Source organism: Brevibacillus sp. HD3.3A (assembly GCF_013284375.2).
Lineage (GTDB): Bacteria > Bacillota > Bacilli > Brevibacillales > Brevibacillaceae > Brevibacillus > Brevibacillus parabrevis.
The window spans coordinates 1798689-1811212 of sequence record NZ_CP085874.1 but is presented as its reverse complement, the minus strand read 5'-3'; the positions used below and the strand labels follow the sequence as shown (position 1 = coordinate 1811212).

The 12524-nt window shown below is 47.9% G+C and carries 20 protein-coding genes; 3 read left to right on the top strand and 17 right to left on the bottom strand.

What is annotated here, in order from left to right:
• Window positions 1-36 precede the first annotated feature (36 nt).
• Window positions 37-255 carry a hypothetical protein gene (locus tag HP435_RS08910; protein WP_173600110.1) on the top strand — a complete coding sequence of 73 codons (219 nt, stop codon included), beginning with the start codon at window positions 37-39 and terminating at the stop codon, window positions 253-255.
• Between the two features lie 238 nt (window positions 256-493).
• On the opposite strand, the gene HP435_RS08905 is transcribed toward HP435_RS08910, so the two are convergent.
• The 15 genes from HP435_RS08905 to HP435_RS08835 all read right to left on the bottom strand — a co-directional run bounded on the left by HP435_RS08905 (window position 494) and on the right by HP435_RS08835 (window position 9946).
• Entirely contained in the window at window positions 494-745 is a 252-nt protein-coding gene (locus tag HP435_RS08905; RefSeq protein WP_173600111.1) for a hypothetical protein, read from the bottom strand.
• Window positions 723-2078 (bottom strand): replicative DNA helicase, encoded by a 1356-nt coding sequence (locus HP435_RS08900; RefSeq protein ID WP_173600112.1) that lies wholly within the window; start codon window positions 2076-2078, stop codon window positions 723-725. The genes HP435_RS08905 and HP435_RS08900 overlap by 23 nt, the downstream gene beginning before the upstream one ends.
• A complete protein-coding gene (locus tag HP435_RS08895; protein WP_173600113.1) occupies window positions 2056-2898 on the bottom strand; it encodes a replication protein in 843 nt (280 codons plus the stop codon). Before HP435_RS08895 ends, HP435_RS08900 begins: the two co-directional genes overlap by 23 nt.
• Window positions 2899-2911: 13 nt before the next feature.
• Entirely contained in the window at window positions 2912-3703 is a 792-nt protein-coding gene (locus HP435_RS08890) for a hypothetical protein (RefSeq protein ID WP_173600114.1), read from the bottom strand.
• On the bottom strand, window positions 3704-4456 hold the full coding sequence (locus tag HP435_RS08885; RefSeq protein ID WP_173600142.1) for an MBL fold metallo-hydrolase: 753 nt from the start codon (window positions 4454-4456) through the stop codon (window positions 3704-3706).
• 373 nt (window positions 4457-4829) lie between these two features.
• On the bottom strand, window positions 4830-5732 hold the full coding sequence (locus tag HP435_RS08880; RefSeq protein ID WP_173600115.1) for a RecT family recombinase: 903 nt from the start codon (window positions 5730-5732) through the stop codon (window positions 4830-4832).
• Window positions 5729-5971, bottom strand: coding sequence for a hypothetical protein (locus tag HP435_RS08875; protein WP_173600116.1), 243 nt, complete (start codon window positions 5969-5971; stop codon window positions 5729-5731). Before HP435_RS08875 ends, HP435_RS08880 begins: the two co-directional genes overlap by 4 nt.
• Window positions 5964-6263 carry an AbrB/MazE/SpoVT family DNA-binding domain-containing protein gene (locus tag HP435_RS08870; protein WP_173600117.1) on the bottom strand — a complete coding sequence of 100 codons (300 nt, stop codon included), beginning with the start codon at window positions 6261-6263 and terminating at the stop codon, window positions 5964-5966. The genes HP435_RS08875 and HP435_RS08870 overlap by 8 nt, the downstream gene beginning before the upstream one ends.
• Window positions 6260-7783 (bottom strand): AAA family ATPase, encoded by a 1524-nt coding sequence (locus HP435_RS08865; RefSeq protein WP_173600118.1) that lies wholly within the window; start codon window positions 7781-7783, stop codon window positions 6260-6262. Before HP435_RS08865 ends, HP435_RS08870 begins: the two co-directional genes overlap by 4 nt.
• Window positions 7784-7786: 3 nt before the next feature.
• The gene (locus tag HP435_RS08860; RefSeq protein ID WP_173600119.1) at window positions 7787-7990 is read right to left on the bottom strand and encodes a hypothetical protein; all 204 of its coding nucleotides are present in this window, start codon (window positions 7988-7990) and stop codon (window positions 7787-7789) included.
• 34 nt (window positions 7991-8024) lie between these two features.
• Window positions 8025-8165 (bottom strand): hypothetical protein, encoded by a 141-nt coding sequence (locus HP435_RS08855; protein WP_173600120.1) that lies wholly within the window; start codon window positions 8163-8165, stop codon window positions 8025-8027.
• A gap of 16 nt (window positions 8166-8181) precedes the next feature.
• On the bottom strand, window positions 8182-8358 hold the full coding sequence (locus HP435_RS08850) for a hypothetical protein (protein WP_173600121.1): 177 nt from the start codon (window positions 8356-8358) through the stop codon (window positions 8182-8184).
• Window positions 8328-8729, bottom strand: coding sequence for a hypothetical protein (locus HP435_RS08845; RefSeq protein WP_173600122.1), 402 nt, complete (start codon window positions 8727-8729; stop codon window positions 8328-8330). Before HP435_RS08845 ends, HP435_RS08850 begins: the two co-directional genes overlap by 31 nt.
• A 14-nt stretch (window positions 8730-8743) precedes the next feature.
• Window positions 8744-9529, bottom strand: coding sequence for a phage antirepressor KilAC domain-containing protein (locus HP435_RS08840; protein ID WP_173600123.1), 786 nt, complete (start codon window positions 9527-9529; stop codon window positions 8744-8746).
• 183 nt (window positions 9530-9712) lie between these two features.
• Window positions 9713-9946 carry a helix-turn-helix transcriptional regulator gene (locus HP435_RS08835; RefSeq protein ID WP_229049873.1) on the bottom strand — a complete coding sequence of 78 codons (234 nt, stop codon included), beginning with the start codon at window positions 9944-9946 and terminating at the stop codon, window positions 9713-9715.
• A 113-nt stretch (window positions 9947-10059) separates the two neighbouring features.
• Between HP435_RS08835 and HP435_RS08830 the strand changes: the two genes are divergently transcribed.
• On the top strand, window positions 10060-10518 hold the full coding sequence (locus HP435_RS08830) for a helix-turn-helix domain-containing protein (RefSeq protein ID WP_173600125.1): 459 nt from the start codon (window positions 10060-10062) through the stop codon (window positions 10516-10518).
• A gap of 236 nt (window positions 10519-10754) precedes the next feature.
• Window positions 10755-10958 carry a helix-turn-helix domain-containing protein gene (locus HP435_RS08825; RefSeq protein ID WP_173600126.1) on the top strand — a complete coding sequence of 68 codons (204 nt, stop codon included), beginning with the start codon at window positions 10755-10757 and terminating at the stop codon, window positions 10956-10958.
• Window positions 10959-11186: 228 nt separating this feature from the next.
• On the opposite strand, the gene HP435_RS08820 is transcribed toward HP435_RS08825, so the two are convergent.
• Entirely contained in the window at window positions 11187-12005 is an 819-nt protein-coding gene (locus tag HP435_RS08820; RefSeq protein ID WP_173600127.1) for a LytR/AlgR family response regulator transcription factor, read from the bottom strand.
• Between the two features lie 144 nt (window positions 12006-12149).
• Window positions 12150-12461: a hypothetical protein gene (locus HP435_RS08815; protein ID WP_173600128.1), complete on the bottom strand. Its 312-nt coding sequence runs from the start codon at window positions 12459-12461 to the stop codon at window positions 12150-12152.
• Between the last annotated feature and the right edge of the window lie 63 nt (window positions 12462-12524).

The window sequence follows — 12524 nt, the reverse complement described above, 5'->3', positions numbered from 1 at the left end:
AGTGCGATATGATGTGGAAAAAGGAGTGTGTTTCGTATGGAAAAGTCGTTTTACTATGCGGTTCCATGGTCTGATGTTGGTTATTTGAAAGAAGCATTGCAGGCGATGGAGGTCCCTTTTGTCATAGAGCAACCGTCTCACAAACTACGATTGGCAGATGGAGAAATTGCTTTTGTCTTCCCGGACATGCACGTCCGCGTCTACAACAACGTTCGCGAACTGTTCGGCGGGCATGGGCTGCGTTACCCTACGTAGCCCTTTCCTTTGCGCTTCATGGCCTTTTCAGCCGCGATGCTCATGCCAATAATTTTGGACTTTGGATGCGGCTTCGGCAGTGAGTCCATCCATGCGCGCTCAGCGGGTGTCATTTGCCTCGATACGCACTCGCTGTTGTACGGCGGTGACGGCTCTGGTCTTTTCCGTGCCCGAAAGTCAGTGCCGTATCTTTTTGGAGTCCTTATCATAGCTACCATCGATAGTCACCTCGTATCGTTTAGTCATCCAGCCATGCAGAGAGGTCGACAGATTTTTTCTGCTCCGGCTCGATGAGTTTTTGTTTCTGCTGCTCCATTCGTTCGGATCGCTCCCGCTGATACTCTTTAACTCGTTCTGACACATAGTCGTATTTTGCCAGCAGAGTTTGCCGCGCCTCGCCGTCCATCAGTGGGTGATCCAGTTCTTTTGCTTTCTCTAGGAGCCACTTCAATGAATTTTGCAGTTGTTCATCGTTTTCGATTTTTCGCATTTCCGAAATCACGCTCTTTCGGTGGTAAATCATCGAAGCGTTGAACCCACCCTTTAAACAGCAGTCGGAATTCATTCACTCCGATGTCCCTGCCCTTGGCAATGAATGACTGAATGACCTTGCCGCCATTATCTGTGTCATCAGGATCGTGCCAAAGGAATTCAACCACGTCAGCATCTTGCTCGATACTCCCGGACTCCTTGAGGTGGGAAAGCTGAGGCTTAGCTGCATTCTCACTATCCCGCGTCATCTGTGAAAGAAGGATAAACGGGCAATTTAATTCACGTGCAAGTTGCTTTGCTGCCGTTGTTACGCGACCGATTGCCTCCGCCCTGGACTCTCCTCGCTTCTGAGGAATGCTCATGATCTGTAGGTAATCAACTGCGATAGCCCCGATTTTCCCGTATTGCTTTTTGAACTGCCTGGCTGTTCCGCGTATTTCGTCAATAGTCACTCCAGCGCTGTCCTGTACGAACAATGGGTATTTTTTCATCTGCTCGTATCGGTGGCGAATCTTTCCCAAGTCCTCAAAATCAAGGTTCTTACTTTTAATCCGGTTGTAATTGACCCCGGTGGTCATCGCCATCCATCGGTCATATATCTGTTCACGTCCCATTTCCTGCGACCAGAGCAAGACGGCTCCAGCATCCTTGTGAGACTTGCCGTTTCGATGCTGCCTGGCTACACCATAAAGCATCTGGAGGAGTTTTGCCGTCTTCCCGGCGCTAGGTCGTCCGGCCAGCACATACAGCCACCCTCGCCACAGTCCCTTAGCCCACTCGTCGAAGTTTTTAAAGCCGGACAAAACAAACTCGGCAGGCGTCGTCAGATGAGTAAAGTAGTCGTCTTCGCTCTCGGCGAAGCCCATCATCTTGCGAACGCCTTGGGGCCTCAACTCGCTCACAATCGACTCGATGGCTGCGAAGTATTCTTCGTCGGAAGCGAAGTCCTCCGCATACAGCCCGGATATCTTCACACCCGCCTCAGTGCCTCGCCTGCGAAGCGCCTTCGACCGCACAATCCCTGCATAGTAGGCAACGTTTGCTGCAGTTGGGCAAGATCGCGCCAGTTCAGTAAGGTAGGTGGCTCCTCCAGCATCGTCTATTTTCCCGAACTTTAGATACTCGGATGTCACTGTTACTATGTCAACCGGAACGTTTGCAGCATGCAGGTAACGCATGACCTCGAATATCTTTTGGTGACGCGGGACAGAAAAGTCTCTCGGCTCCAAAAAACCAACCGCATCCAGCGAGTTTTGATCCAAAAAAACTGCACCTAACACGGATTGTTCCGCTTGCAAATCGCTAATATCAGTCAGCCCAGTTAAATTCATCTGGATTCTTCCCCTCCGCTATCCAGCGCTGCAATGCAATCTCTCTATCGCGCGGATCAGGTTTCGCTTGCTTTCTTTCAGGCGGCTTTTGCGCAGCCTTCATCTTCAATGCCAGTTCACCGAACTTGTCCCGTAGCTTCTTGGCAGACAAGACATTCACTTTCCAAAACGGATCGGACGTTACCCAGTCGATGACTTCTGCGATCAGGCGCTTGTCCTCCACCTTGTCGATTTCAACCAGTTTTCTGAACTCATCAGCCCATTTTTGCAGATCGGCCTTGATGACAAGATGTGCCAGCCCTTCTGCTTTTGCTACAGCCGTAACTTTCTCATGGAAGTAAACCGCCATTTTAAAATAGGTGCTGTCCTCGGCATACTTTTTTGGTTGCCGAGTATTTTTCTTTTTTTCTTTAATATTTTCTTTCTTAGTCCTCGACGTAGAGGACGGTACTGTACTCACCGTAGAGGACGGTTCTGTACTCGGATTAGCTGACAGTCCGCTAATTAGAGGACGGTCGATCCACTCTGAATGATCTTTGTTGAAAGCGATGACCCTCGACCCCCTTCCGCCAGTCCCAACAACAGTAATAATCTTCCGATCGATCAGTGCTGTCAGTTCACGATCCACCTGACCTCGGCTGGCGTCGATCGCCTTTGCCAAAAAAGTCAGAGACAGATCGTGCTCCTTGCGCTGAAAACCATAGGTGTACCTCCAGACGGCCATCACGATTCGGAATTGCGTGCCGTTGAGACTGGCCTTCATGATGTTTTCCAATATTTCGTTCGCAAGTCTTGTGTAGCCGTCCTCGACCTGAGGCATTCCCCCACCCGCTTTACAACTTCAATTCTTCCGTCACAAACTTTGTAATACGCTCGGCAAGGTCTGTGCCGTCCTCCCGGTCATCGCCCGAACTTTGAATGGTTGTCCAATTTTCGTAGATGTCTTGGACGCCGCGTTTGATACGGTCTTGTGTCGTTTCTTGTATCGTGTAGCCATTTACGAGAGCTACAATCAAGAGTTCACGGCGAATCATGTTTTCTGAAACCCACTTTGCGATCACTTCAATACAACTGATCCCTCGCCACTTATTCCTTAAAGCTGCGTTAACACTATCAAGAAGACTAAAGTTGCTATAAGTTCCGTTATACCTGTTGTCTTCCCGCCGAGCCTCTTCAATTGCCTCAGCAACTTCTCGGGGCAAGACGACTTTATTTCCCGACCCCACTCTGTCAATCTCTTCTCGAATCAACCGTTTTTCTACGCAAAATGTATTCCATAGTTCTTCCCATGCTTCACCCCACTGTTTAATGTGATGGTCAGCATCTTGAATTTTCTGTTCAAGATATGCACCGCGTTCTTTACTTACTTTCAGTTCATCACGTACCCGTTGAAGCTCGTTTGAAAGGACGGTGTATTGTTTCTCTGTATACATTTTTTCTTTCGGAATCGTGATCGCGTGAGTTTGTGGGATTTCCTCACCAGAAAATTTTCCTGCGATCACTTGATATGGCCTACCAACCTCCAGCAGTGCCCCTCCTGGCAATACACGAGCGTCCAACACTTCCCCATCGTGTACCCAGCCTTTCTTTGTGTACAAACTCTTTACCACTCTAATTTTGAACACTTAAACCACCTCGATTTCGTAATGTTTTCCAGCTTCAAATCCTTTGCGTTTCAATGCCTGTTTCACGGTCATTTCTGCGAGCGTAGGCATGTTGTTTTTGCTCGAAAGGTGCGTCAGGTATATCTTCTCGCCGCTGCCTCGGATAAGGCGCTGGAGAGCCGTAGCAGTCTGCTCGTTTGAAAGATGCCCATTGTCAGAGAGAATGCGTGCTTTCACGCTGTCTGGGTAGTCGCCTGCCTCGACCATGGCAGGTTCGTGATTTGCTTCGATGATGTAGATAACGCTGCCGGACATGGCCGTCAGCATTTCTTCGTCCACCTTACCTGTGTCTAGGCAAATGCTTACCTTTGTCTCGCCATCCGTCACCGTGTACCCGATCGGTTCATATGCGTCATGGTGAGTTCTGAATGACTGAACGATCATCCCGGAGACATCCAGTTTTCCGTACACTCCGTGAATCGTCTCTACCACCTGCTGCAACTCCTCATCCACGCCGGAAATGCCTTTCCATTCGCCGTATGTTGCATAAACGGGAATCCGGTACTTGTTTGCGAGCGGTACTCCTTTGATGTGGTCGCTGTGGGCGTGAGTCACGAATATTGCCGCGATCTCGTCTGGCCGTATCCCGACCTCCAGCAGCCTTTTCTCAATCTTGGTTTTGGCTACGCCAGCGTCGATAAGGATGGTTGCTAGGCTTGTTGTCAGGGCGACGCAATTGCCGCCCGATCCGCTTGCCAGAATGTTGACCTTGATAACCGTTCCCTCCCTCCAAGTCGTCATGGCACCTTACGCAGATATCCAACCCTCGAAAGGTATGTTCCCGTCCAGGATTCATTTCCTGACCGCACAGTCCACAATCAGGATTTCTTGTGTAAATCTCGACTTTGTACAAGCCGGATCACCTCATATCGCCCGTTCCTGTTTGATTCGCTTTTGCCACTCCTTCGGAAATTCACACTCTTTGGCAGATACTTCGAAATGCCTTGAGCCAAGGGCGAACGAGGCGAATTTATCAGACGCGCGCTCATAGTAGAATCCGTTTAAAGAGGGTTCTTGAGGAGCCCGTCCCTCGGGATGAGGCTCCTGGACCATATCGAAAATATTGAGTTGCGTGTGCTCCATAGGTCTAGGTCAGCTCGTCAGCGCTGGATGCTTGTTCTTGTTTTTCAGCGATGTGCATGTCCATTATTTTGAGAAGGCCAGTGATCTCTGCCAAAGTGGGTTTGTCTCCCTTTGGCTTGGCATGCTGCTCGATGTACTTAGCCATATCTGCTGGTTCTGTGATGCCAAGCAGTTCAAACTTCTTTTTCATCTCGGCGCGGGCTGTTTTCATCTTGGTTGCTTCGTCATCTTCGGAAGCCTGCTTCGGTACATCAATCACTTCTCTGTTTGGGGTGATGTCCTTGCGTGGTTGATATTCAGGGATGCTGTCTGCAGATGTCCCTCCATGGTTATGCTCGTCCTCTGCAACCTCAATCCCAAACTGCCGCTTGAATGCTCGCTTGATAGCGTGCTTGACGATCATGTCATCGAAGTAGTCCTTCCACATCTGCCCGTTGCGGCCTTTGAGCAAGTGTTCCACCTGATCGTTCGTGATGACCACCGCGATGTTCGGTGCTCCCTCGCGATAAGCCACGCAATACGCTCCGATTGTCTTGCCGCGCTGCATGGTTGTGATCCGATGCTTTGGCTCCCCAGTGACAACATCGATCTCGAACTCGTCGTTCTCCTTGACTTCGCTGGCAATGAAGCCCTTGTACTGCGGATGGCGCTTTGCTAAAGCAACAATGCCCTCAACAGCGATCTGGATGCTCATAACAGGGCCGTCTTTGCCGTTGTACACGATGCAATAGACCTGGTTCAGGAAAGGATTAAGGCCGCTGCGTGCGCACGTTTGGACGAAAAGGGCGAACTGCTCATTGGTGGTGCCGCGCGCGATAGTGGCTTTCAAAGTGTCCAGTTCTGATTGGGTGAAGCTGCCCACTACTGCTTCTGTGTTGATGTTATTAAGCGCTACTGCTTGGTTCATTCAGTCAACCCTCCAGTTTTTTCAAAAAATTTTACGGACACCAGCTCATCGAGTGCGTTGCGCAGCATGATCGCGTCGACTACCGACAGATTGATAATTGGGGAATCTGGATGGAAAGGAAACGCCATTTCAATAGTAGTGCTGTCCTTGCTGAATCTGCGGAGGATGATGCAGTCATTGGCTTCTCCTGTTCGTACAGGCAGGTAAGGTGCATGTTCAATGGGTACAAACTTAATCACGCTGTTCACCTCCAGCTTCGCCCGCAGCCCGTTTCAAGTTGTCCTGATCCTTCGCGATGATGTCCACGCAGGCTGTGCATATTTGCTTTTGTGGGTAAAGGCTTGTCATAGGAGTATCAACCTCGCCGCAGAGTGTGCATCCAGGAGCGTATTCACGCAATACAACAGTCTCGCCGTCTACATAAACCTCCAGCGGTGTCCCCGTTTTCCATCGAAATGTATCTCGTAACTCCTTCGGCAAAACGATTCGTCCCAAGTGGTCTATCTTCCGAACTATGCCAGTGGCTTTCATTTCACTTCATCCTCCGTTTCGATTTTCAAATCTTGCCCGGCCACAACGCGGCACATGATTAGCTGGCCGTTCGGCTGTGTAAAACGCGTGATGCTCTCTGCGTTGTCCACAATGCAGGGCGCCACGATGCCGCTCTGCTGACTCAGCACATCCCGCAACTCCAATCCGGCGCGGATGCTTTCTGACAGTGACAATTTCCGGTATGGTTTTCCGTCCATTTCGATTTCAAAATCAGGCTTCAATTCGCCGTCACCTTTGTTTTGCTTGAACAAGCGAATCGACAGGGTGGTAAACAGGTCCTGAACCTTGCCTGCTTGCAGCTCCGCTTCTTTCGCTTCGAATGCCTTGATCGCGTCAAGGATGAACACTGACTCGTTGCGGCTTGCCAACGTTTCAGCCTCAGCTACCTTCGCTTGTTCGATCTGATCCTCAAGTTGCGCGCGCCGAGAGTATGCTTTGATCGCGTCGAGGTATGGCAGCTTGTCCTGTTCGAGTGCCCGGATTTTTTCAAGCTGTTCAGATACGTCGATATATTCGAGCGCTTCGAGCTGTGCTTCTGCCTCTTTTCGCTTGGCGACTAGCGCCGCGTGTTGCTCTTTATAGGCTTGCACACGACGGTTCTTATCATCTGCAACTGCTTTTACAGCTTCGTCTTGTAATGCCTGCTTGCATGTGCGGCAGGTATCGACTATCTGCTCGTCGCGCAGTTCGGGCCACTTTCCAGCCGATGCGCTGACTTGTTCTTGTAATGACTTGATTTGTGATTGCAAAGCCGTATATTTGCGATTCGTATCTGCGGCCGCTTCTGTGGTCCGTTCGATCTCCATGATCTGTCCGTCCAACTGCGCGACCTTCTCTGTTGCCTCATCAATGTCCACGCCGTACTCCGGCAGACTATTCAATTGTTGTAGCAGGGTTTTGGTGCGGCTCTGAGCTGCTATGTAGGCTTTGTCCTGCTTGTTTTTGTTTTCGCGATGAATCTTATCCAGCTCTGCGAGAGAGTGTTTCTTTACCAGATCAGCCAGCTTGTCCGCCTGTGCTGGAGGTAGTTGCCCGAACACCTCTTTGTTGGCCGGGGACGTCACGTACTGGAGAATCAACTTACGTTGTGCCTCCCAGTGCAGTGAAGGAAAATATGCCGGATTGAAGAGCGAGAGGAATAGGTCTTTGTCAAAAAGCGACTGAACCAACTCGTCAAGTTCCGTTGCTTTACTAGGCACTTCGTTGACCCAGTATTTCGTCTTACCCTTTGCAATGCCCCGGCCAAGCAAGACTTGCTTTTCATCGACACTCAGCAGCAACTCTGCCTTGACTTCATCGAAGGCATATCCGATCGGAGTTGGGTCAAGCTTGCTACCAAGGCTGTCTGTACCGTATAATGTCCAGCAAAGAGATTCTGGAATGGAACTCTTGCCTTTTGCATTGTCGCCCGTGATCTTCGTCAGCTCGCCAAAGTCAACGGTCAGGTCACGGTGCGACTTGTAATTTTTCAGGGTAAGTTTCTGAAACCTGATGTGCACCTGTTACACCTCACTTTGCTTGATTGTCAGCTTTGTTGCCCCCATCGCCTCTGCCAAACACTTGCCGCAGCAGTAAAGATCGCCTTCATACCTCCATGCTTTATCTCCAAAGTACATCTGCCTCTGACATGCATCATTGGCGCATTCGTCAACCGGAATTTCCGGCTGTTCTTGCGAATCAGGAAGTCCCTGTGCGAATCTGTCCATCGTGGTTCTCACCTCCTTCCGATGCAGGCGTAAATCACCACGTCTCGTGCCGCTTTACTTCAATGATTTCAAAGCTGTTGCGCACCCAGCGGAATATCGGCAGCTTATTTTCGTGTGCAAGAACCAGTTTTGTGCAAACTTTACCGTCATCATGTTTGTACACGATTTTCAACATCGGCCTTTCCCTCCTTTCAAAGCAATCCGCTTGCCCGCATGTCTTGTTCAAGCTCGTCCAGTTCACGATCCAGCCACCAGCGTGCGTTTTCATCCATGCCCGGTGTCAGATACAGTTCGACCAATCTCAGGTAGTGGTCATTCGCTGCCCGTACATCTCCAGCTAATTGCGCTTGCGTTGTTTGTGCCTCCATGCTTTGTCTACTCCTTTTAATGTCATTAGAAAACTGAAATACTTTTCGTAGTCGCTCTGTCTGATTAAGTTCAAGTTTCTTATCGTGCAGTCAAGTGACATCCACCAGTTCAACTCGTACTTTGCGTAGAAAGCATCAGCGTCCATTTTTAAAACATCGCGCATGACTGTATCTACCTCAAAACGTTCGAAATTGATCACATGGTCTAGCCATCGGTTTAACCCATCCTGCATTGACTCAGTAACATGAGTTTGAAGAACAAGCCACTCAATTCCGTTGATGCCTTGTTTTAGCTTGTCGTTGATGATCATCCATTTCATAGCATGAACGGCTTTTTGTTCGGTGTGCCCACCAGAAAAACTTAAAATCATATTGGCCCTCCTACTCAAACCATTTCGTTTTTCAAACGATTTGCTATGTAAGACTGGCCTTTCATCGTTACGTAGGTTGTACGCCAAGTGAATGGGGTGCCATCTGGCTTTTCTTTTACACCTGTCACTACTTCAAATAATCCTTGTTCCGATGATTTTTGCGTTGGCTCGGTAGATTTCTTGCAAATCATCCCCCAATCCCGCAACCGCGCATACAGCTTCCTTTCCCCAATCTTGATCCCATGAGTAGTGAGCGAGTGAGCGAGGTCCCTGATCTTGATCGATTTGTCCGATTGAATGCAAATTTCTGCAAAGGTAACGAGTGGCTTCTGTTGTTCGATTTTGGTTTCTGCTGCGATCCTCAACGACTGTTCCTCTTTCAGCTTCGTTGCCAAACCGATGATGAAATCAGGATCAGTGAGTGCTTTCTCAATGGTATCCGGCGTCATGTATGCACCATGTTTGCGGATGGTCGGCAAGACTTCGCTTGTTACCCAGCGCTTGAATGCCTTTGCTTTGGCTTGTATCTCTGGATTGTTTCCCTGCTTGGCAGCTCCGAAGATCAGACTGTAAAGACCGGATTCATTTATAAATTTCTTCTGTTGGGTTCTCCCCAACTTGTCGATGACTCCGTGGACGGCGGAGTCATCCTCGTCAACATGATTGGTAACAGCGTCATGCGGTTTATTAAATGTAAGTGCCTTTGCGGCTTCGGTAGCTCCAAACCATTCAATTCCTTCAACTACGATTACCGGAAGCTCACCAAACATTTGGTGGCTAAAAATTTGCGGTTTGCTCATTGGTCACCATCCCTTTGTTTTAATCATGCAATCGATGCCTTTACTCATCAGCCTCAAGACTCCTTTGAAAAACGAGTAGCTATCAAGAAAAAAATTCCATAACAACTTTTGCAAGCTATTGCGTTATTTAAAATAACGCCTTATAATGTGCTTATGTGCATTAAATGCACATGATAAATACAGCTAATCAGCTAAATCCCTAAACAAATCGTCAACAGTTGTTTCGAAGTATCTGGCAAGCCTAAAGGCAAACTTCATTTCTGGGTTACAGCGGCCATTCTCGATATTGCGGATGAAACTCTCGCTTACATCAAAGTCCAAAGATACGCCGCGCTGAGACTTGCCTTTCTTTAAGCGAAGCTCTTTAAAACGATGGCGTTTTTGAATGATGCGTGCATCGGCCTTTCTTCTTGACAAAGCAGCTCCTCCTTCATCAGTTTCTATTTTTGTAACGTGCATATTCTGCACATGCAAATAATAACATGTGTATTTTGTGCACGTCAACCCAAATTTTATAAAGGTGGATATCCATGAATCAGGAACAAAAAAAGCTGATCGGACAACGAATCAAAAGTATGCGTACAGCATTAGGATTGTATCAATCGCATCTTGCAGAAAAAGTAGGGGTGGATCGTGCGAGTATTTCAAACTATGAAATCGGACGAGCTGTACCGCCATGGGATGTTGCAGTTAAGATGGCAGAAGTTTTTAATTGCACTACGGACTACCTACTTGGGAACACCAACATCAATTTGTACGACTGGGTGCCATCACCTCAAGAAGCATCAGAACAAGAGCAAAATAAAGTACACATAACAAAAGAAACCCCTGCCTCATATGCGCATGAGAAGGAGTTTCTTTCGAAGATCGAGTTGTCAGATGAAGAACTGGTCAAGCAGTTTAAGCTGAGTGTTGATGGTCGCGAGTTGTCTGAGAAAGAGCTGAGGAAACTTGTAGCGTTTCTTCGTATGGAGCGCAGCTTGGACTAATTCCCAGGGCTTCGCGCAGATCAAATCCAGTTAATGCACTCAGCTTATCCAAGTCAATATGTTTGTATTCGATAGCAAACACCACCTGTTGAGTATGCTTTTCTTGTATCAATGTCGCTACATGTACAAGAACATAATACCACAAAACCAGAACGTTCGTTTGTATTTTTTATGATTTTCACCTCAATTAACTGAAAAGGACTGAACATATGGCTCTCCGTAAAGGGAGATGCCGCTTGCCTAAACTCTTGAAAGATGCGAATATGACCCAGGCTGAATTCGCTCGAAAGATGAAGGTATTCGAATCCACCGTGACCCGCTGGAAAAACAACGAGCGCGAGATGACCTATGAGAATGCTGTATTAGGTGCTCGAATGCTCGGCTGCCATGCAGAAGACTTTTACGAGTGGATAGAAGTAGAGAAAGGCAAACGGCAGTGAGCTTTATTAGCTCCTCCCTGAAGGAAAACTTGCCATATAGACAAGTTTCGAGTTACAACGATACGCAGATACGGGCGCCCTGTCTGTATGTACCGTTTCTGTCTCATGTCGAATTGCTCTTGGTGTAGCTATATCGTACCACGAATTTTGTCAAAAAGAATCAGCGATTCATACCCCTACGAACCCTCACTCAGGGGGGGTTGAACAACACTTCATACCCCCTTGAAGTCACTTAGCCATCGATTTCCAACTCATTGACCTCTGTTTTCGCATCCCCCATAACATCATCCTTGCCAATCCTGAGCCTGGCTTTTCTCTTTCTGCGAGCAGTTTACTTATATATTTCCGGTTGCTGTTGCTCACAGGAAGTTTCATCTCGTTTGTCAACGTGATCATGCCGTCTTTTTCGTCGAATGATGCAATGTGGTCAACATTCACGAAAACAAATCTACTGAGCTTCTCGAAGCTCGTATCCGCCAGGTACTCTTCGTAGCTCGCCAGCGTGAGGTCCGAGTAAAATGGTTCTGGTCTTGTTGCCGAGTATATAAGTGTCTTTGCAGAGCTCGCCTCAATGAAAAGTATATCGGCCGATCGGAACTGTCTTATCTTTCCGTCGTATGCAGGTACCAACATAATGTCGCACTGATCCTGTAAAAGAAAGTAGTTGTTTAACTTATGAATGGCTTGATTGAGCCGCTTGAAGTCGTAGAAGAACTTTTTAGCGACGACATCCACTATGCCAATTCGGTAGGATTCGAAGGCGTCCACATCATTTCCGGTGACCAGGATGGCCGGAATATCATAGCCTGCTTCTTGCAACAGCGTGTACGCCTGTAGACCGTTCAGGCTGTTCTCGCCGAGATCATAGTCAATGATGAGTGCGTTGATCTCAGGGTCGCTCATAACCGCATCAATCATTTCTGCCGAGTCTTTGGCTGTTTGTATACTATTCACAAACGGCAGACGTTCAAGAAATTTCTTTGTTGTAATTAAGTGTCCGCTGAAGTCGTCCACAATCAAAACGTTGAACTGTCTTGCTAGTTCCATACCCATACGATCCCCTTCCACGCTAATTACCCTGTATATGGAAAATGATACCATCGATACAGCATTAGCAAACTTGCATTAGAAGGGGGTTTCAATTTTTCTTGACAATTCATTGATTGTGTGCACAAAAAAAAGACAGCCCCTTTAGCGGACTGTCTTTTTTGGCAGGTGATCGACTAACTCCATTCGACCACGCGACACTGTAGTTGATGAGCCATCCTCGAAATATACCTTGTACATTACAGGATCAACAAAACAGACTTTTCTCAGATTGACGACATTTACGCTGTCAAGTGCCTCAAAACCGTAGTCTTTCCAAAGCCTACGCACACCTTCAAGCGTATTTACCCAGTGATACATTCCGTGCTTAGTGTGTAGAACAAAAATGCCGTCACCCGTTCCTTTTGGGCGAAAAATTGATACATAGAAAACGTCCTCGATCAAATCAAACTCCATGTAGTCATACTCATCAAACTGTTTGTCCACTTTTACGCAGAAGACTCGTGCTGCTGTCATCCT